This window comes from Rhodococcus xishaensis, assembly GCF_004011825.1.
GTDB lineage: Bacteria > Actinomycetota > Actinomycetes > Mycobacteriales > Mycobacteriaceae > Prescottella > Prescottella xishaensis.
The window spans coordinates 271291-289956 of sequence record NZ_RKLO01000005.1 but is presented as its reverse complement, the minus strand read 5'-3'; the positions used below and the strand labels follow the sequence as shown (position 1 = coordinate 289956).

Here is an 18666-nt window from a genome sequence, read left to right as displayed (position 1 = left end):
CGCGTACCTAGCGTTGATGACATGACCAGCGCACAGGTATCGAACATGTCGACGGGCCTCGCAGCCAACCGCCAAGAGGGCGTCGACATCGAGCAACTCCGCGACGAGATCGACCGCTTGGATGCAGAGATCCTTGCTGCCATCCAGCGGCGTACCGAACTCTCCCGTCAGATCGGTGAGGTGCGCATGCTCGGCGGCGGCCCCCGTCTGGTGCACACCCGGGAAATGAGGGTTCTGTCGCGATTCGATGACCTTGGGCCGGAGGGGCACACGCTTGCGTTGTTGCTGCTAAGGCTCGGGCGGGGGCGTCTAGGTCATGCCATGTGACCGGTCGGCCCCGATTCATCGACACGGCACTTATCGGGGCCGACACGGTCACTCTTCAGTTTCGCAACTCATCACTTCGGCACTCGCCACTTCGGGTCGCGCTCAGCGCCAGAACTGCATGAGGAAGCGGCCGAACGACGCATAGACCTCCGGGATACCCGACAGGCCGAAGATCGAGTAGATCGTGTCGAAGAACACAATGTTGATCTGCGGCACGAACAACAGCGCAATCAGCAACAGGAGCCCGAAGGGCTTGATCTTGCCCAGCGATGCGCGGGTACTCGGCTTCAGGTGCGGTTCCAACGCCGCGTAGCCGTCGAGGCCGGGGACCGGGAGCAGGTTGAGGATTGTCGCCATCACCTGCAAGAACGCGAGGAAGCTCAAGCCGTACCAGAACACCTGGTGTTCGCTGTCGACACCGAACATCCGGACCACTGTGAGCAGGATCACCGCGGCAACGGCGTTGACGGTCGGGCCGGCGAGCGCGACGCGTGTCTGCACGCGTGGCGGCATGGCCCCTGTCTTGACGTACACCGCGCCGCCCGGCAGACCGATGCCACCGAGGGCGAGGAACAGCACGGGCAGCCCGATCGACAGCAGGGGCTGGGTGTACTTGCGCGGGTCCAGTGTCAGGTAACCACGGATGACGACATCGTGATCACCGGCTCGCCAAGCGACGAAGGCGTGCGCGAACTCGTGCAGACACAGCGTGACGACCCACCCTGCGACGACGAGCAGAAAGACCCCGATCCGGCCCGACGATGACACGTCGCCGCCCGCCCGCCAGGCGAATACGCCGCCCACGATGGCGATCGCGACGATACCGAGGAACACGGGGCTCGGCCGGATGACCGACGACCGCAATCGTGAGCCGATATGCATGCTTTCAGTATCCAGACGAAGTGCCGTCGTACCGATGAAGTGCCGCCGAAGGGCGACCACAGTCAGGAGTCGTAGACGAGAAGCCAGTCCTGATCGTGTCGGTAGAACGTCGAGCGTTTGACGGCGCGCTCGGTGCGGATGCCGTCGCGGGTCAGCACGGCCGACGGTGAACCGAGTTGGACGGCACGGCCGGTGAGCCACCTATGGCCGCCGAACCAGCGGCGCTTGTCGATCGCGGCGCGCAAACCCGGAAGTTCGGGAATCGGTACCACCCGCATGCCGGGCACAGTGCCCGAGAACAAGCGCTTGTCGTCGACGTATGCCTCACCGATCAACTCACCGTCGTGTTCGGACCCATGGACGTGCGCTTCCCCGACGAGCGCGATGCCGGCGTCGTCACGGATCAGTGGCAGTCGACGGGCGGTGCCGGAGACGGCGATGGTTGCGGCTTTGGATCCGGTCCGCAAGCCGTACGCGTGTGTGGCGTCGGTGCGCTCCTCGGGGACGTAGGCGAGTTCGATGTGAAGACGCTCGCTGCGCATCAGTCGGGTCAGCGCCGCTGCGAAGGCACCGTCATCTCCGACGATCACCAGGCGTGCGTTGTCCACCGTTTCCAGTTTCGCGAAGGCCTCGTCGAAGTCGTCCTTCTCCGGGAGGGCGGGCGCGTTGAACACGTCGAGCGAGCGAAGCGCCAACGGTAGGGGCGCGTCGCCGCACTTGAGCACTACCGGGGTCATGACACTCCTTGCTGATTTCCGGCGCTCACGTTCGTCGCCACGCCACGACAGCGGCGACGGGACCTGTAAGTCGCACGCAAGGGCATTTCGATGTCTACCCGAATCCGTGTCGACGTCGCAAACGATCGACCGGGTACCGATGCCGGCTCGGGCCGGTTCGGAGGACTAGCGGGCTGGCCGACAGTCGGTCTCGACTAGACTGTGCCTCCGGCCACTGCCTACACCACGGCAGGACCATGTAGTCGGATACGACTGCACGTCGACCGTAGGAGACAGGGAAATGCCGGCAATCGTCCTCATCGGTGCCCAGTGGGGTGACGAGGGTAAGGGCAAAGCTACCGATCTACTGGGCGGCCGCCTGCAGTGGGTCGTTCGGTATCAGGGTGGAAACAACGCCGGACACACCGTGGTCCTGCCGAACGGCGACAAGTTCGCGCTGCACCTGATCCCGTCGGGCATCCTCACCCCCGGCGTCAAGAACGTGATCGGCAACGGCGTCGTCATCGACCCGGGCGTCCTGCTCGACGAGCTGGCCGGCCTGGAGGAGCGGGACGTCGACACGGCCGGCCTGCTGATCTCGGCCGATGCGCACCTGATCATGCCGTACCACGTGGCCATCGACAAGGTCACCGAACGCTTCCTCGGCGCCAAGAAGATCGGCACCACGGGCCGCGGAATCGGTCCCTGCTACCAGGACAAGATCGCTCGAGTCGGCGTTCGTGTGGCGGATGTCCTCGACGAGAAGATCCTCACCCAAAAGGTCGAGGCCGCACTGGAATTCAAGAACCAGGTGCTCGTCAAGATCTATAACCGCAAGGCCCTGGATCCGCAGCAGGTGGTCGACGAAGTCCTCACGCAGGCGGCCGGATTCAAGCGGCGCATCGCCGACACCCGTCTCGAACTCAATCGCGCGCTCGAGCGTGGCGACACCGTGCTCCTCGAGGGATCACAGGGCACGCTGCTCGACGTCGACCACGGCACCTACCCATATGTGACGTCGTCGAACCCGACCTCGGGGGGTGCGTCCGTTGGTTCCGGCATCGGCCCCACGAAGATCGCGACGGTTCTCGGCATCCTCAAGGCCTATACCACTCGGGTCGGTTCGGGACCGTTCCCGACCGAGTTGTTCGATCAGCACGGCGAGTTCCTGGCCAAGCAGGGCGGCGAGGTGGGCACCACCACCGGTCGCTCCCGCCGCACCGGTTGGTTCGATGCCGTCATCGCGCGGTACGCGACCCGCGTCAACGGCATCACCGACTACTTCCTGACCAAGCTCGACGTGCTCTCCAGCCTGGACACCATTCCGATCTGCGTCGCGTACGAGGTGGACGGTGTCCGCGTCGACGAGATGCCCATGACGCAGACCGACATCCACCATGCCAAGCCGATATACGAGGAGATGCCGGGCTGGTGGGAGGACATCTCTGACTGCCGCACCTTCGAGGAGTTGCCGGTCAACGCGCAGAACTACGTGCGACGGCTCGAAGAGCTCTCGGGCGCCTTCGTCTCCTGCATCGGTGTCGGCCCCGGTCGCGACCAGACCATCGTCCGCCGCGACATCCTGGCCTGAACCTCCCGACCGGGAAGGTCAGTGCCCGCGCGCGATCCACTCCTCCAGGTGCGGGGCTTCGGTGCCGAGGGTGGTGCCGTCTCCGTGGCCGGGCTGGACGCGGGTCTCGGGCGGCAGTGAGAACAACCTGTCGCGGATGGACCCGATGATCGTCGGGAAGTCGGAGTACGAGCGCCCGGTCGCGCCGGGACCGCCCGAGAACAGGGTGTCTCCGGTGAACAATTCACCGGCGTCGGGCAGGTACAGGCAGGTCGATCCGGGCGAGTGACCCGGGGTATGGATTGCCCGAATCTCGGTGCCCGCCACAATGATCCGCTCATCGTCCTCGAGTGCCTGATGCCGCACGCCAGGATGGGTCATCTGCCACAGCATGTCGTCGGCGGGGTTCAGCAGGATCGGAGCGTCCAGCCGCTCGGCCAGTTCTGGTGCGACGGTGATGTGGTCGTTGTGGCCGTGCGTGCACACGATCGCGACAACCTTGCGGTTGTCGACGGCGTCGATGATCGGCTGCGCGGAGTGCGCGGCGTCGATGACCACGACCTCGTCGTCGTCGCCGACGAGCCAGACGTTGTTGTCGACATCCCATGTGCCGCCGTCGAGTTCGAATGTTCCGGACGTGACGACCCGGTCGACCCGCAGGCGGTTACGGTCCCCCGTCGCTCCGCCCGCCCGGCCGCTCACAGGATCACCACCGAGCGCAGCACCTCGCCGCGGTGCATGGTCACGAACGCCTGCTCCACGTCGTCGAGCGCGATCCGCTCGGACACGAACTTCTCGAGCGGGAGTCGGCCCTGCATGTGCAGGTCGACGAGCATCGGGAAGTCACGCTCGGGCAGACAGTCGCCGTACCACGACGACTTGAGTGATCCGCCGCGCGAGAAGAAGTCGACGAGTGGCATCTCGATCGTCATGTCCGGGGTGGGGACACCGACGAGGACGACGGTACCGGCCAGATCGCGTGTGTAAAAGGCCTGTTTCCACGTCTCGGGGCGGCCGACCGCGTCCACCACCACGTCGGTGCCGAAGCCGTCGGTGAGTTCCTGGACTTCCTCGACGACGTCGTCGACCTCGGAGGCGTCGATGGTGTGGGTGGCGCCGAGTCCGATGGCCCACTCGAGTTTCCGGGCGTCGCGGTCGATAGCGATGATCTTGTTCGCCCCGGCGAGACGCGAACCCATGATCGCCGCGTCCCCGACGCCGCCGCAGCCGATGACGGCGACCGAGTCACCGCGGGTGACAGCGCCTGTGTTCATCGCGGCACCCATGCCGGCCATGACACCGCAGCCGAGTAGGCCGACGACGGCGGGGTCGGCGGTCGGATCGACCTTGGTGCACTGCCCGGCATGAACGAGGGTCTTGTCAGCGAACGCACCGATGCCCAGCGCCGGGGTCAGTTCGGTCCCGTCTTCGAGGGTCATCTTCTGCTTCGCGTTGTGGGTGTCGAAGCAGTACTGTTGGCGACCGCGCTTGCAGGCGCGGCACTTTCCGCACACAGCGCGCCAGTTGAGGACCACGAAATCGCCGACCTCGACGGTGTCCACGTTCTCACCGACGGCCTCGACGATGCCCGCGGCCTCATGTCCGAGCAGGAAAGGGAACTCGTCGTTGATGCCGCCGTCACGGTAGGTCAGGTCGGTGTGGCACACTCCGCACGCCGAGATCGCGACGACGGCCTCGCCTGGGCCGGGATCGGGGATCGAGATGTTCACGAGTTCGACGGGCGCATCCTTCACGCGGGCGATGACGCCCCTCACCTGCTGCGGCATGATCTCTCCACTCCGTTCGGTCGATGTGGACGCACGGGCGCACGCATGGCGAGGTGCGCACCCGACTACGAGGCTAGTCACCTCGCGCGCCCTGAACCTGCGGGTGGATACCGGTGGAGACGATTCCGAACATCGGCGGGGCGGAATCGGGGCTGCCGGGCGTGCGATGCCATCGATCAGTCCAGTTCTGCAAAACTGGACTGATCCTCCCTTGGGGCGGGTGTAGCTGGCAACGGTGTCCCGTCCGTCCTCGCTCGATCGGGCTCGTCAAGAATCCCAGCCAAAGGTGCTGCAGGGCGGAACTGTTCGAGCCGAAACAGTCGGCTCGGGCAGTCCGGGGAGAGATACCGGTAGACGAAGCCGGCCAATAGGGTCATGCAGATCAGGGCGATGACTGTGCTCATGGCGGCCAGTCTGTGGGGTAACTGGCCTTGAGATAAACATCCAGATCTCGAATACTGGACTGCATGATGATGCATGCGGTTGGTGCCCGGACGGTGTCTCGTGACCTCGGTGCGTGGAGGGACGACGCCGGGCGTCGTCCCGCCTACCGGTCCCTGGCCGACGGCATCCGCCTGCTCGTCCATGACGGCAGGATCCCGCTGGGATCGGCACTCCCGGGAGAACGGGACCTCGCCGGTGAGTTGAAGGTAAGCCGGACGACTGTCACCACCGCGTACTCGGTCTTGCGCGAGGAGGGATACCTGTCGAGTCGTCAGGGCTCGCGGAGCACGGTCACCCTTCCCGTGACGTCGCACGACCACGAGCCGACCGAGGTGCAGCGGCGGACACTGCCCGACGGTGGTGTGGTGGATCTGACCTACGCCGCGATGACCGCCCCGGCTTCGGCGGTTCAGGATGCGTACAGCGCTGCGCTGCAGGATCTTCCGCCGTTTCTCGATACCTTCGGCTTGGAGCCACGCGGTATCACGACCCTGCGCGAGGCGATCGCAGCGCGATACCGCGCGCGGGGTCTCGAGACGACACCGGCGCAGATCATGGTCACGTCCGGTGCCCAGCACGCGTTGCGGCTGCTCCTCGGCGTCCTCGTCGCCCCGGGAGAGCGGGTGCTCGTCGACCATCCGACGTATCCCAATGCGCTCGCGGCCATCCGGCAGGTGGGCGGCCGCCTGGTTCCCGTGCCGGTGCGTCCCGAGGGCGGCGGGTCCCAGGCATGGGATCTCCAGGGAATCCGCAGTGCTGCAAGGCAGACCGCTGCACGTATGGCGTACCTGATCCCGGACTTCCACAATCCGACCGGGTTGTGTCTAGACGACGCGGGTCGCACCGAACTCGCACGGATCGCGCGGGACACGAGCATGACGCTCGTGGTCGACGAGACGATGGTCGACGTGTGGCTGGACGCGCCGCCTCCCGCGCCGGTCGCGGCGCACGCACCGGGCCTCGCGCGGTCGGGCGTTGTGAGTATCGGGTCGCTGTCGAAGTCGCACTGGGGTGGCCTGCGCATTGGGTGGATTCGAGCTGAGCCCGAGTTGATCACCCGGCTCGCCGGTACCCGGGCGGCGTGGGACTTCGGCACCCCAGTGATGGATCAACTCGCCGGCCTGCATCTGTTGATGGCTGGTGACGGCCCGGTGGAGGAACGTCGCGAGTTATTGCGCAGCCAGAGAACCGTCCTGCTCGACGAGCTGTCCGCGCGGCTGCCCGACTGGGTTCCCACTGTAGGAACGGGCGCAATGTCGTTGTGGCTGAGGATGCCGGCGCCGCTGTCCACCGCGCTCGCCGCGACTGCGCCGAGCTACGGGGTCGTACTGGCAGCCGGACCGCGTTTCGGCGTCGAGGGGGCATTCGAGCGATACATCCGGTTCCCATACGCGCGGCCGGCGGAGGAACTGCGACGCGCGGTGGCGGGTGTTGCGGCGGCCTACGAAGCCCTCGGGGTCAGTGTGGAACCGGCCGATTCCATGCTCGTCTGAGACGGCGGCGGGCCGGGCACCGCGTCGTGTCCGGCCGCCGTGGAAGATGCTCAGAGCCAAAGTGTGTCGGCATCGGTGGCCGTCCGTGCCGGTGGTGCGGGCGTGGTCGTCGCCGTGCGCGAGAACCGCGGCGCGGGGGCGTGCTGCGGTACGCCCTCGAGCTCGATGATGCCGTCGCGGGCCGCAATGTGCGGGTCCTGCGGGGCCTCGGAGAACGTCAGGACCGGAGTGGTGCAGGCGTCGGTGCCTTCGAAGATCTTGGTCCACTCGTCGCGGCTCTTGGCGCGGAAGCGCTCGGTGAGGATCTGGCGCAGCTCGGGCCAACGCGCCGCGTCGTGCTGACCGGGCAGAGCGGCAGGATCGAGTCCGAGGCCTTCGAGCAGTGCTGCGTAGAACTGGGGTTCGATCGCGCCGACCGCCATGTACTTGCCGTCGGCGGTCTCGTATGTGTCGTAGTAGGGCGCACCGCCGTCGAGCATGTTGACGCCACGCTCGTCAGACCACATGCCGTTGCGGCGGAAGTTCCAGATGATGTGCGACAGCGCGAGCGTGCCGTCGACCATTGCGGCGTCGACCACCTGGCCCTTGCCCGACGTCTGACGTTCGACCAGGGCAGCCAGGAGACCGAACAACAGGAACATCGAACCGCCACCGAAGTCGCCGACCATGTTCAGAGGCGGCACGGGGCGTTCACCCTTGCGGCCGACCGCGTGCAGCACGCCGGTGAGGGAGATGTAGTTGATGTCGTGGCCCGCGGAGTGTGCGAGCGGCCCATCCTGGCCCCAGCCGGTCATTCGGCCGTAAATCAGGCGCGGGCAGCGCTCGAGGACGACGTCCGGACCCAGACCCATCCGCTCCATGACCCCGGGGCGAAAACCCTCGATGAGGACGTCGGCGCGGCTGAGGAGCCCGAGGATCTTCTCCACGTCGGCGGGGTTCTTCAGGTCGGCTTCGACGATGCGGCGGTTGCGTGCGGTCTGGTCGCCCACCTCGCCCTCGGCCGGGAGGCGTCCTGCCCGCTGGACCCGCACGACGTCAGCGCCCAGGTCGGCGAGCAGCGTCGCGGCGTGCGGACCGGGACCGATCCCGGCGAATTCGACGACACGGATACGCTCGAGCGGGCCCTGTCGTTCCGTACCTGCAACAGTCACGTCATTCCTCCTGGATGGTCGACCTCCGATTCTGTGACCGTAACTGTTCCCGAATGGTCCATGTGGCCGAGCCACCGCTGTATGTCTCTTGCCTACGGTGGTCTTGTCCGCGGCGGTCGTCGAAGGGCAGAGTGGATTCATGGCCTTCCCGGGAGAACTCGTCGCCTTCCTGGCCAGCACAGACCTCGACGTGTCGTCGATGTTCTACGTCGACACCCTGGGTCTGTCCGAGGTCGAGCGGACCCCCTTCGCACTCGTCGTCGACGGTGGCGGAACCGAGCTACGAATCACGCTCGTGCAGTCGAGGGTCGACACCGGCTACACCGTGCTGGGCTGGCGCACGACGGACCTGTCGTCCACCGTGGACAAACTGCGCGGCAAGGGCATCGAGTTCCTCCGCTACCAGGGGATGGATCAGGACGAGCTCGCCGCGTGGACAGCACCAGACGGCACCCGCGTCGCGTGGTTCCGCGACCCGCACGGCAATGTGCTGTCGATCCACCAGCCGCCGAGCTGACCCCGTGGGATACGTCGAAACCGTCGGCGCGCGGCTCCACTACGAGGTCTCCGGAACGGGCGAGGCGCTGGTGCTCCTGCACGGCAACGGCGAGAACCTCGACTACTTCGCCGCACAGGTGCCGGCCTTCGCCGAGCGCTTTCGGGTGGTCGCCCTCGACACCCGAGCCCACGGTGAATCGACGCGTGGAGACGGCCCACTCGACTTCGATCGGCTTGCTGACGACGTGTGCGTGGCCCTCGACGCTCTCGGGATCGACAGCGCGCACGTCCTCGGTTACAGCGACGGCGGCAACACTGCGCTGACGCTGGCGGTGCGCCGACCGGAACGGGTGCGGTCGCTGATTGTCAACGGTGCCAACCTCGATCCGAGCGGCCTGCCGTGGCAGTTCCGGATTCGCACGACCCTCGTCTGGCTCGTCGGCGCGCTGGTGATGCCGTTGTCGTCGATCCTGGCACCGAGGCTGTCGCCGACCCTGACACGGAAGCGGGAGTTGTTGGGGCTCATGGTCCTGCACCCGCACATTACGGCCGACAGCCTGGCCGCAATCGCCGTTCCGACACTCGTGATCGCGGGGGAACGTGACGTGATCCCCCTCCGTCACACCGAACTCATCGCGGATTCGATTCCCGGCGCCGAACTCATGATCGTGCCCGATGCGGGGCACCCGTGTGCCCAGGAGCGGCCCGAGCTCTTCAACGCCTCCGTGCTCGAATTCCTGGACCATGCAAACGGCCGCGGCTAGAGGAGTTGTGTTGCAAAGGAGTACATCGACGCCGGCCGGTGGGCGCCACCACAGGACCACCGAGGACCGAATATAGTCCGACCATGCGAGAAGACGTCTCCACCCGAATCGGCACCCCCCTGAGCCCTAGCGCGACCCGCGTGATGCTGCTCGGCTCCGGTGAACTGGGCAAGGAGGTGATCATCGCACTGCAGCGCCTCGGTGTGGAGGTGGTCGCGGTCGACCGCTACGCCGATGCCCCCGGCCACCAGGTCGCCCACCGGGCGCACACCATCGACATGGGCGATCGCGATCAACTCCAGCGCCTGATCGAGGACGAGCGGCCGCACTTCGTGGTGCCCGAGATCGAGGCCATCGCCACCGAGGCGCTCGCCGAGGTCGAGGAGCGCGGCCTCGCCACCGTCATCCCCACCGCACGGGCCACGCAGCTCACGATGAACCGCGAGGGCATCCGCCGCCTCGCCGCCGAGGACCTGGGCTTGCCGACGTCGCCGTACGCGTTCGCGGACTCTCTCGACGAGGTCCGGGCCGCGGCCGAGCGGATCGGGTTCCCGTGCGTGATCAAGCCGGTGATGTCGTCGTCCGGCAAGGGCCAGTCCGTGGCCCGTAGCGTCGAGGACCTCGAAAAGTCTTGGGACTATGCGCTTTCCGGTGGGCGGGTGAACAAGGGTCGAGTGATCGTCGAGGGCTTCGTCGACTTCGACTACGAGATCACCCAGCTCACCGTTCGCGCGGTCGACGGCACTCACTTCTGCGAACCGATCGGGCACCTGCAGGACTCGGGTGACTACGTCGAGTCGTGGCAGCCGCAGGCCATGAGCCCCGCCGCTCTCGCCGCCGCCAGGGACGTCGCGGAGAAGGTCACCACCGCGCTCGGTGGTCGCGGCATCTTCGGTGTCGAGCTGTTCGTCAAGGGTGACGACGTGTACTTCTCGGAGGTCAGCCCGCGCCCGCACGACACCGGGCTGGTGACGCTGCGCTCGCAGCGGTGCTCGGAGTTCGAACTGCACGCCCGGGCGATCCTCGGCCTGCCCGTCGACACCACCCTCGCGGCGCCCGGCGCATCCGCAGTGATCTATGGCGGCGTCGAAGGCGTCGGCGTGGCGTTCGAGGGGGTCGCCGATGCTCTCGCCGTCCCCGAAACGGACCTGCGGCTCTTCGGCAAGCCCGAGGCGTTCGCGCGTCGGCGGATGGGCGTGGCGGTGTCCACCGGGGCCGATGTCACGACGGCACGCGGGCGGGCCCGCGAGGCCGCCTCACGGGTGCGCGTGGTCGTTCCGGAGTAGGCGCTCAGGGCGGGCAGCGGTACCACTCGCGGGCGTTGCCGCCGAGAACCGCCTCGAGGTCGTCGCCGACGGCGTCGGCGATGATGTCGATGTCGGCGGCCTCGAAGGCGCGGCGCGCGCGGGTGCCGGGCAGGTCGGTGCCGAACATCAGGGCCTTGGGGTTGACGGCGTGGATCCGGCGCAGCACGGAACCGATGTCGTCGATGGAGGCGCGCCCGAAGCCGGTGGCCTTCACCTTGGCGCCGCGGTCGACGAGATTGAGCAGGTAGCTCAGCCCGCGGGTCGACATCCCCAGGTGGTCGATGCTCACGGCGGGAAGCTTGGCGAACACCGGTTCGAGCGACAGCAGCAGCGTGGCGTCCACGTAGAACTCGGCGTGCCAGCCCACCAGTTCGTGGGCGCGCAGGGCCTGCGATGTCAGGACCTGCACGTCGGTGGCGCTGCGTCGCAGGTTGAACCGCACCCCGCGCACCCCGGCACGGTCGAGCGCGACGATGTCCTCGTCGGTGGCGTCGGGATCGAGATGGGTGACGCCCACCCAGCCTTCGCCGAGTTCTTCCAACGCGGCCAGCAGACCCGGGCGGCCGAGGGTGCCCTGATACGACGCGGTCACAACGGCGCCACCGTCCACTCCCAACCCCACCATCCGTCGGTGGTAGTCGTCGATCGTGAACGGATCGGGCAGGTAGCCGTTGTTCTCCACCAGTGGGAACCGGGGGTCGATGATGTGGACGTGTGCGTCAAACACGGTTTCATAATGCCTGCTGAACGGCTGGAGGGCCGCTCCACGCGCCGGTAGCGCGTGAAACGGCCCTCCCAGCTAGGAGCGTCAGGCCTTGTGCGGCTCGCTGGCGCGGAGCATGTCCTCGCGCTCGACAACCTTGATGCGTTCGCGGCCCTCGGGCTCGCCGAGCGACCGCTCGTGGGCGTCGAGGCGGTACCAGCCCTGCCACGTGGTGTAGGGGACGCCCCTGCCCTCGAGGAGTTCTATGACCGCATCCGGGGACGGGTTCGCCGGCTCGGTGAAGTGGGGGGCGTCCTCGAGCAGGCATGCGATGGTCTCGTTCGCGTCGCCCTTGGTGTGGCCGATGAGGCCGACCGGGCCACGCTTGATCCAGCCGGTCACGTAGGTGGCGGGGACGTAGCGGCCCTCGTCGCCGTCGGGAGCGGGACTCGGATCACGCAGCACGCGTCCGGCTTCGTTGGGGACGGTGCCCGCCTGATCGTCGAACGGGATCGATGGGATGTTCTGCGACAGGTAGCCCACGGCCCGGTAGACGGCCTGTACGTCCCAGTCGTTGAACTTGCCGGTGCCACGGACGTTGCCGGTGCCGTCGAGTTCGGTTCGCTCGGTTCTCAATCCGACGACCTTGCCGTCCTCACCGAGGATCTCGTGAGGGGACTCGAAGAAGTGCAGGAACAGCTTGTGTGGACGGTCCCCCTGGTCGCGGATGGCCCAGTCCTGCAGCGTGTTGGCGACCATGTCGACCTGCTTGGAGGCGCGGCGCGCGGCCTCGGAGCCCTCGTCGTAGTCGATGTCCTCCGGGTCGACGATCACCTCGATGTTCGGGGAATGGTCGAGCTCGCGCAGCTCGAGCGGCGTGAACTTCGCCTGCGCCGGCCCGCGGCGGCCGAACACGTGGACCTCGACGGCCTTGTTGCTCTTCAGACCTTCGTAGACGTTCGCGGGGATCTCCGTCGGCAGCAACTCGTCGCCGGTCTTGGCCAGCACCCGCGCGACGTCGAGCGCGACGTTGCCGACACCGAGAACCGCGACCTTCTCGGCCTCGAGCGGCCAAGTGCGGGGCACGTCCGGGTGTCCGTCGTACCAGGACACGAAGTCCGCAGCGCCGTAGGAGCCGTCGAGCCCGATGCCGGGGATGTCGAGGGCGCGGTCTGCGTTGGCGCCGGTGGAGAAGATGACCGCGTCGTAGAAGCTGCGCAGGTCCTCGAGGGTGATGTCGGTGCCGTAGTCGATGTTGCCGAGCAGTCGGACCGCGTCCTTGTCGAGAACCTTGTGGAGCGCGGTGATGATGCCCTTGATCCGCGGATGGTCCGGGGCTACGCCGTACCGGATCAGCCCGAACGGTGCCGGCATCCGCTCGAACAGGTCGATGCTCACCTCGGCGTCGGACTTCATGAGCGCGTCGGCAGCGTAGATGCCGGCCGGGCCGGCGCCGACGATGGCCACGCGCAGTGGACGAGTCTGGTCAGTCATCTGAGGCGAACTACCTTTTCGATTGGGCGAACGTGCTTGTGCTCGAGTGACAGCGTACGTGCGACTCCTGGTGAAGTGAGTCCCACCTAACCCCGGGTGCCGTAGGGCTGTCGTGGGTGGCGGCTACCGTGCCAAACAGCCTCACGGCGTGACCGCACCTGCCTTCATGCTAGAGCCCGGAAGCCGCCAGGACCCATGCGGCCGGTGTGAGCTTCCTCCAGGTACTGTGCTCTGCCTTGAGGGGGCACAACCGGCGTTTGTGGTCTCGATCGCCCTGGACTCGGGCGGTCTCCGACTCCTCGGAGGCGGCGAAAACGCAGGTATGGAAGACCGGCACGATCCCGCCGAGGGCCTCCGGCGCGCGGCGGTGGAACCGATCCTTCCCGCCGTGTCAATAGTCACGATCGTGATGATCGGAATTGCCGTCGATCCGTGCTCTGCGCCCGATGGGGCGCTGTGGAAAGCTGGTGAAGTGAGCTACGCAGGTGACATAACGCCGCAGCAGGCATGGGACATGTTGCGTGCACATCCGGAAGCCGTGCTCGTGGATGTGCGAACCGACGCGGAATGGCGCTACGTCGGGGTCCCCGACACGACGTCGATCGACCGCCGGACCGTGCTCGTCGAATGGGTGAGCTACCCCAGCGGCGCGCCCAACGAGTCCTTCGTCGACCAGCTCGGCGCGGCCGGAATCGTCGGCACACTTGAGAGTGAGACCGCTGGGGACGAGCAGACCCGTCCGGTGATCTTCCTGTGTCGCTCGGGTCAACGTTCCATCGGTGCAGCCGAGGCCGCGACCGCGGCCGGCATCGGTCCCTCCTACAACGTGCTCGACGGCTTCGAGGGCGGGCTGGGCGCGGACGGGCACCGCGGCACCACGGGCTGGCGGGCCGTGGGCCTGCCATGGAGGCAGTCATGAGCAGCATCCCGCAAGGTGGTTCCTTCCGGCGGGTGCTGCCCGATTCGGTGCGCCCGGCTACGGTCGGCGTCCGCGGCGGCACCCTGCGATCGGGATTCGAGGAGACGTCCGAGGCGATCTATCTCAACTCGGGATTCGTGTACGAGTCCGCTGAAGCTGCTGAGCAGGCGTTCGCCGGCGACATCGAGCACTTCGTCTACTCCCGGTACGGGAACCCGACCGTGAAGATGTTCGAGGAACGCCTGCGGCTACTCGACGGTGCCGAGGGCTGCTACGCGACCGCGTCCGGGATGTCCGCGGTGTTCACCTCGCTCGGTGCGCTGCTCGCCGAGGGCGATCGCCTCGTCGCGGCCCGCAGCCTGTTCGGGTCGTGCTTCGTGGTGTGCAACGAGATCCTGCCCCGATGGGGCGTGGAGACCGTGTTCGTCGACGGCGAGGACCTCGACCAGTGGGAACAGGCGCTGTCAGTGCCGACCACGGCCGTGTTCTTCGAAACGCCTTCGAACCCGATGCAAACCCTCGTCGACGTCCGCAAGGTGTCCGAGATGGCACACGCCGCCGGTGCGAAGGTGGTCATCGACAACGTCTTCGCGACACCGCTGCTCCAGCGCAGCCTCGACCTCGGTGCCGACGTGATCGTCTACTCGGGCACCAAGCACATCGACGGCCAGGGCCGCGTCCTCGGTGGCGCGATCCTCGGCCCGCAGGACTACATCGACGGTCCGGTGCAGCAGCTCGTCCGGCACACCGGTCCGGCGCTGAGCCCATTCAACGCGCACACCCTGCTCAAGGGCCTCGAGACGATGCCGCTGCGGGTGCGCCACTCGACGGACAGTGCGCTTCGGATCGCGCAGTTCCTGGAGGCCGAGGCGTCGGTGGGCTGGGTCAAGTACCCGTTCCTCGAGTCGCATCCACAGCACGACCTGGCGAAGTCACAGATGAGCGGTGGTGGCACCGTCGTCACGTTCGAGCTGGAAACCCCGCCGGGAGGCGGAGAGGACGCCGCCAAGAAGCGGGCGTTCGAGGTTCTGAACAAGCTGCGCGTCGTCGACATCTCCAACAACCTCGGGGACTCCAAGACGCTCGTCACCCACCCGGCCACCACGACGCACCGTGCGATGGGACCGGAGGGACGTGCCGCGATCGGCCTGTCCGACGGCGTTGTGCGGATCTCGGTGGGCCTGGAAGATCCAGAGGACCTGCTCGAGGATCTGGCACAGGCGTTGCGCTGACGGCCTCTGCCCGAGCGTGAGCGCGAGGAGTGGATACCGGGCGGATTCGGTCGCGCTCTTGCGGCGGGCGGCCTAACCTGGCACTCGGGGACGCGGGGGCGTGCCCGATTCGAGGTGTTTATGACATCTGTACAGGGTCACTGTGATTCGGCGTTCGAGGGCGTCCGGGAAGTGTTCGAGGAGAGCTTCGCGGACGGGTCGAATCTGGGCGCCGCGGTGGCGGTGTTTCTCAACGGCCTCCCGGTCGTCGACCTGTGGGGCGGTGTGGCGGACCGGCGCACCGGACGGCCGTGGTTGCGCGACACCCCGTGTGTGGTGTTCTCGTGCACGAAGGCGGTGACGACGGCGGCGGCGCTGCTGCTCGCCGAACGCGGCCACGTCGCACTCGACGAGCCCGTCGCGCGGTGGTGGCCGGAGTTCGCGGTGAACGGCAAGGACGAGATTACTGTAGAGCACCTGCTCACCCACCAGGCCGGGCTGCCGGCGTTCGACGGTCCGATTTCGGTGGCGGATGCGGCGGATCCGGTCGCGACGGCCGAGCGTCTTGCCCGCCAGGCACCCGAGTGGGAGCCCGGGACCGCGCACGGCTATCACGCCCTCACGTTCGGTTGGCTGATCGGCGAGTTGGTCCGCCGCCACACGGGGACAACGGTGGGACGGTTCGCGCGCGACGAGTTCAGCTCGGACCTGTGGATCGGGGCTCCATCCGAGACCATTGCGCGCGCGGCCCGGATCAGCGTCCCTCGCCGCGGGGAACCTGAATCGCCGCTCACCGATACCGCGACCCAGACCCGGATCAGCGCAGCCTACTCCGAGCCAGGTTCGCTGCTGTTCCGGGCGACGACCAACCCGATTGCGTCATTCAACCATCCGGCAATGCTGTCCGCTGGCTGGCCGGCGTCGGGCATGGTCGCCACGGCGCGTGGGCTGGCCCGGTTCTACCGGGATCTCATGCAAGGGGTGACTCTGCGTGCCGAGACACTGCGGGACGCGCTGCGTGAACGAGTCCGCGGTCGGGACCGGGTGCTGTTGACCGACAGTGCCTATGGACTCGGGTTCATGCTTCCTGCACAGAGTTTCGAGCTGCCCGAGGCCGCCCGCGCGAGTGTGTTCGGGCACCCGGGAGCGGGCGGCGCCGTCGGACTCGGGGACCCCGACCGCGGCCTCTCGTTCGCGTTCGTGCCAAACCTCAAGCGTGACTACTTCGCGGGTGACCGCCGCGCCTACCGTCTGCTCGAGGCCACGTACGCCGCAATCGGGTGACCCGCAATGGGGTCAAAGACTCTGGTTCAGAACGGGTTCGCGGTGTGTCCCACCAGATCTGCCACCGAGTCGAGCACGCGGGTCGGCCGGTACGGGAACATCTCGACGGTCCCGCGGGTGGAGATACCGGTGAGGACGAGGATGGTCTGCAGGCCCGCCTCGAGGCCGGCCACCACGTCGGTGTCCATCCGGTCGCCGATCATCAGTGTGCTCTCGGAGTGGGCGCCGATCGCCCGCAGCGCCGACCGCATCATCAACGGGTTCGGCTTGCCCACGTAGTACGGGTCACGGCCGGTGGCCCGGGTGATGAGCGCCGCGACCGATCCCGTCGCCGGCAGCGAACCGTCGCGGGACGGGCCGGTGGCGTCCGGGTTGGTCGCTATGAACCGAGCGCCGCGTTCGACCAGACGGATGGCGGTCGTGATCGCCTCGAACGAGTAGGTCCGCGTCTCGCCCAGAACGACGTAGTCGGGGTCGTTGTCGGTGAGGACGTACCCGATCTCGTGCAGTGCCGTGGTGAGCCCGGATTCGCCCACGACGTAGGCACTTCCGCCGGGACGCTGGTTGTCCAGGAAGTTCGCCGTGGCCAGCGCCGACGTCCAGATCGACTTCTCGGGAATGTCGAGTCCGCTGCGCAGCAACCGGGCGCGCAGATCGCGCGGGGTCCGGATGGAGTTGTTCGTCAGGACGATGAAGGGTGTTCCGGACTCCTGCAGCTCCGCCAGGAAGGCGTCCGCACCGGGGATGATGTGTTCCTCATGGACGAGCACCCCGTCCATGTCCATGAGATAGGCCCAGCCGGGGTTCCGTTCTTCGGTACTCACGACCCCAGTATCCGTCAGGCTCCGATCGCCGGCCCGATCACGGGCCACGAGTCCCGCATCTCGGCCTCGAACAGTCCCCACGAGTGACTGCCCTCGTCACGGTAGACGACCGTCGCGGGGATCCCGAGCGAGCGCAGACGCGCATCCATCACCGCGGTGCAGCCCTGCGTGATCGCCTCCACGACACCACCACCGATCGCCTGCGGGATGGTCAGCAGCGGATTGTGGTTGTCGATCTCACCGGGCATCCCGGACGCAGCCGACAAAAACAGGGCCTTGCCTCGCAACTTCTCTGCCTGAACGAAGGGGTCGTGTTGCACCCACAGCGGGCCACCGATCGGACCCCACATGTTGGCGGCGTTACCGCCGCCGCGTAGCTCGACCATCGACCGGACCATCGCCTGCCCGTTGGCGTCGCTGGTCCGTGCACACCCGCTGTACGAGCCGACCGCGCGGTAGACGTCCGGTGCCTGGATCGCGAGGTCGAGCACCGGTCCGGCGCCCATCGACACCCCGCCGATCGCGTTGACGCCGGTGGTCTGGAACTGGCGATCGATCACCGGCGGAAGTTCACGGGTGAGAAACGTCTGCCACTTGTTGCGCCCGAGCACCGGGTCGTCGGCAACCCAGTCGGTGTACATCGAGAACTTGCCGCCAACCGGCAGCACCACGTTGACGTGCTTGTCGGCGAAGAACTCGGTGATCGAGGTGTTGTTGAACCAAGAAATGCCGTCTTCGCCGCCGCCGATCCCGGTGAGGAGGTAGAAAGTCGGCGCGGGCCCGCCCCCGACGGGATGGATGACGTCGCTCGTGATGACACGGTCCATGGACGGCGAGTACACCGAAACGCGCGTCACGCTTTTGCTCACCTCGACGGCTTCTGCGACGTACGCGGCGTTCTCCGGGGCGGTGTGCGCCAGGGGTGCCCCTCCGAGCAGCGTGACCACGAGGGTTCCGACGAGACCGAGAACTTGGAGGATCCGCCTTACGGCCGTTGCTCCGAAACGTCTCATCACGCACCTCCGGCCGAATCGGCGCGAATTGCTTTCCGGCTGAGTGAAGCTCAGACCAGCATATCGGCGCGCCGCAGACGAGGTTGCCGATCCTGGATCGTCGACGCTGTATGTCGCCCTTTGCGTCCACTGCGTTCCGGATGTCGGCATCGCTCGGTATCGGTCGGTATGGGAGGCAACATGATTCGGTCTCTTGGAGGTGTCGTCGGTCGCGATCAAGGGTGCGCCGCCAACGGGTGCCGATGAGGTCGGCCTGTAGCCCACTTCCGTCGAGGGGCA

Annotated in this window: 18 protein-coding genes; 9 read left to right on the top strand and 9 right to left on the bottom strand. The window is 67.1% G+C overall.

Annotation, left to right across the window (positions count from 1 at the left end; genetic code table 11):
* Positions 1-21 precede the first annotated feature (21 nt).
* Positions 22-327, top strand: coding sequence for a chorismate mutase (locus EGT50_RS13605; RefSeq protein WP_127955180.1), 306 nt, complete (start codon positions 22-24; stop codon positions 325-327).
* A 102-nt stretch (positions 328-429) separates the two neighbouring features.
* Here the strand turns inward: EGT50_RS13605 and EGT50_RS13600 are convergent, their stop codons facing one another.
* Together EGT50_RS13600 and EGT50_RS13595 are read right to left on the bottom strand one after the other, a co-directional pair.
* The gene (locus tag EGT50_RS13600) at positions 430-1209 is read right to left on the bottom strand and encodes a site-2 protease family protein (RefSeq protein WP_127955179.1); all 780 of its coding nucleotides are present in this window, start codon (positions 1207-1209) and stop codon (positions 430-432) included.
* A gap of 62 nt (positions 1210-1271) precedes the next feature.
* Entirely contained in the window at positions 1272-1946 is a 675-nt protein-coding gene (locus EGT50_RS13595) for a hypothetical protein (RefSeq protein WP_127955178.1), read from the bottom strand.
* Between the two features lie 280 nt (positions 1947-2226).
* Here EGT50_RS13595 and EGT50_RS13590 point away from each other — a divergent pair, with 280 nt between their 5' ends.
* Entirely contained in the window at positions 2227-3516 is a 1290-nt protein-coding gene (locus EGT50_RS13590) for an adenylosuccinate synthase (protein WP_127955177.1), read from the top strand.
* A gap of 18 nt (positions 3517-3534) precedes the next feature.
* Here EGT50_RS13590 and EGT50_RS13585 read toward each other — a convergent pair whose 3' ends face one another.
* Both EGT50_RS13585 and EGT50_RS13580 read right to left on the bottom strand, forming a co-directional pair.
* Entirely contained in the window at positions 3535-4197 is a 663-nt protein-coding gene (locus EGT50_RS13585; RefSeq protein WP_127955176.1) for an MBL fold metallo-hydrolase, read from the bottom strand.
* Positions 4194-5282, bottom strand: coding sequence for an S-(hydroxymethyl)mycothiol dehydrogenase (locus tag EGT50_RS13580; protein ID WP_127955175.1), 1089 nt, complete (start codon positions 5280-5282; stop codon positions 4194-4196). The genes EGT50_RS13585 and EGT50_RS13580 overlap by 4 nt, the downstream gene beginning before the upstream one ends.
* A gap of 467 nt (positions 5283-5749) precedes the next feature.
* On the opposite strand from EGT50_RS13580, the gene yczR reads away from it, so the two are divergent.
* Complete coding sequence (gene yczR / locus EGT50_RS13570) at positions 5750-7219, top strand: MocR-like transcription factor YczR (protein ID WP_127955174.1); 1470 nt, start codon at positions 5750-5752, stop codon at positions 7217-7219.
* 50 nt (positions 7220-7269) lie between these two features.
* Here the strand turns inward: yczR and EGT50_RS13565 are convergent, their stop codons facing one another.
* On the bottom strand, positions 7270-8370 hold the full coding sequence (locus EGT50_RS13565; protein WP_235870746.1) for a CaiB/BaiF CoA transferase family protein: 1101 nt from the start codon (positions 8368-8370) through the stop codon (positions 7270-7272).
* A gap of 139 nt (positions 8371-8509) precedes the next feature.
* Between EGT50_RS13565 and EGT50_RS13560 the strand changes: the two genes are divergently transcribed.
* The 3 genes from EGT50_RS13560 to purT all read left to right on the top strand — a co-directional run bounded on the left by EGT50_RS13560 (position 8510) and on the right by purT (position 10918).
* Positions 8510-8887 (top strand): VOC family protein, encoded by a 378-nt coding sequence (locus EGT50_RS13560; protein ID WP_127955172.1) that lies wholly within the window; start codon positions 8510-8512, stop codon positions 8885-8887.
* A gap of 4 nt (positions 8888-8891) precedes the next feature.
* Positions 8892-9632 carry an alpha/beta fold hydrolase gene (locus EGT50_RS13555; protein ID WP_127955171.1) on the top strand — a complete coding sequence of 247 codons (741 nt, stop codon included), beginning with the start codon at positions 8892-8894 and terminating at the stop codon, positions 9630-9632.
* Between the two features lie 83 nt (positions 9633-9715).
* Positions 9716-10918, top strand: a complete 1203-nt coding sequence (gene purT, locus EGT50_RS13550) for a formate-dependent phosphoribosylglycinamide formyltransferase (protein ID WP_127955170.1) — start codon at positions 9716-9718, stop codon at positions 10916-10918.
* A gap of 4 nt (positions 10919-10922) precedes the next feature.
* Here purT and EGT50_RS13545 read toward each other — a convergent pair whose 3' ends face one another.
* Both EGT50_RS13545 and EGT50_RS13540 read right to left on the bottom strand, forming a co-directional pair.
* Positions 10923-11666, bottom strand: coding sequence for an amidohydrolase family protein (locus EGT50_RS13545; RefSeq protein ID WP_127955169.1), 744 nt, complete (start codon positions 11664-11666; stop codon positions 10923-10925).
* Between the two features lie 81 nt (positions 11667-11747).
* Positions 11748-13136, bottom strand: a complete 1389-nt coding sequence (locus EGT50_RS13540) for an FAD-dependent oxidoreductase (protein WP_127955168.1) — start codon at positions 13134-13136, stop codon at positions 11748-11750.
* Between the two features lie 472 nt (positions 13137-13608).
* Here EGT50_RS13540 and EGT50_RS13535 point away from each other — a divergent pair, with 472 nt between their 5' ends.
* From EGT50_RS13535 to EGT50_RS13525, 3 genes are all read left to right on the top strand, one after another.
* Positions 13609-14055, top strand: coding sequence for a rhodanese-like domain-containing protein (locus tag EGT50_RS13535; protein WP_127955311.1), 447 nt, complete (start codon positions 13609-13611; stop codon positions 14053-14055).
* Positions 14052-15287: an O-succinylhomoserine sulfhydrylase gene (locus EGT50_RS13530; protein ID WP_127955167.1), complete on the top strand. Its 1236-nt coding sequence runs from the start codon at positions 14052-14054 to the stop codon at positions 15285-15287. Before EGT50_RS13535 ends, EGT50_RS13530 begins: the two co-directional genes overlap by 4 nt.
* A gap of 120 nt (positions 15288-15407) precedes the next feature.
* Complete coding sequence (locus EGT50_RS13525; RefSeq protein ID WP_235870745.1) at positions 15408-16550, top strand: serine hydrolase domain-containing protein; 1143 nt, start codon at positions 15408-15410, stop codon at positions 16548-16550.
* Between the two features lie 26 nt (positions 16551-16576).
* On the opposite strand, the gene EGT50_RS13520 is transcribed toward EGT50_RS13525, so the two are convergent.
* Together EGT50_RS13520 and EGT50_RS13515 are read right to left on the bottom strand one after the other, a co-directional pair.
* Complete coding sequence (locus tag EGT50_RS13520) at positions 16577-17335, bottom strand: HAD-IIA family hydrolase (protein WP_127955310.1); 759 nt, start codon at positions 17333-17335, stop codon at positions 16577-16579.
* A 53-nt stretch (positions 17336-17388) separates the two neighbouring features.
* Positions 17389-18387, bottom strand: a complete 999-nt coding sequence (locus EGT50_RS13515; RefSeq protein WP_127955165.1) for an alpha/beta hydrolase — start codon at positions 18385-18387, stop codon at positions 17389-17391.
* Positions 18388-18666: the final 279 nt, after the last annotated feature.

What these genes read in the sequence shown, in the direction of transcription:
- EGT50_RS13605 (WP_127955180.1), top strand. Translation starts at nt 22, where the DNA reads ATGACCAGCGCACAGGTATCGAACATGTCGACGGGCCTCGCAGCCAAC.
- EGT50_RS13600 (WP_127955179.1), bottom strand. Translation starts at nt 1,209, where the DNA reads ATGCATATCGGCTCACGATTGCGGTCGTCGGTCATCCGGCCGAGCCCC.
- EGT50_RS13595 (WP_127955178.1), bottom strand. Translation starts at nt 1,946, where the DNA reads ATGACCCCGGTAGTGCTCAAGTGCGGCGACGCGCCCCTACCGTTGGCG.
- EGT50_RS13590 (WP_127955177.1), top strand. Translation starts at nt 2,227, where the DNA reads ATGCCGGCAATCGTCCTCATCGGTGCCCAGTGGGGTGACGAGGGTAAG.
- EGT50_RS13580 (WP_127955175.1), bottom strand. Translation starts at nt 5,282, where the DNA reads ATGCCGCAGCAGGTGAGGGGCGTCATCGCCCGCGTGAAGGATGCGCCC.
- yczR (WP_127955174.1), top strand. Translation starts at nt 5,750, where the DNA reads ATGATGATGCATGCGGTTGGTGCCCGGACGGTGTCTCGTGACCTCGGT.
- EGT50_RS13560 (WP_127955172.1), top strand. Translation starts at nt 8,510, where the DNA reads ATGGCCTTCCCGGGAGAACTCGTCGCCTTCCTGGCCAGCACAGACCTC.
- purT (WP_127955170.1), top strand. Translation starts at nt 9,716, where the DNA reads ATGCGAGAAGACGTCTCCACCCGAATCGGCACCCCCCTGAGCCCTAGC.
- EGT50_RS13540 (WP_127955168.1), bottom strand. Translation starts at nt 13,136, where the DNA reads ATGACTGACCAGACTCGTCCACTGCGCGTGGCCATCGTCGGCGCCGGC.
- EGT50_RS13530 (WP_127955167.1), top strand. Translation starts at nt 14,052, where the DNA reads ATGAGCAGCATCCCGCAAGGTGGTTCCTTCCGGCGGGTGCTGCCCGAT.
- EGT50_RS13525 (WP_235870745.1), top strand. Translation starts at nt 15,408, where the DNA reads ATGACATCTGTACAGGGTCACTGTGATTCGGCGTTCGAGGGCGTCCGG.
- EGT50_RS13520 (WP_127955310.1), bottom strand. Translation starts at nt 17,335, where the DNA reads ATGGACATGGACGGGGTGCTCGTCCATGAGGAACACATCATCCCCGGT.
- EGT50_RS13515 (WP_127955165.1), bottom strand. Translation starts at nt 18,387, where the DNA reads ATGAGACGTTTCGGAGCAACGGCCGTAAGGCGGATCCTCCAAGTTCTC.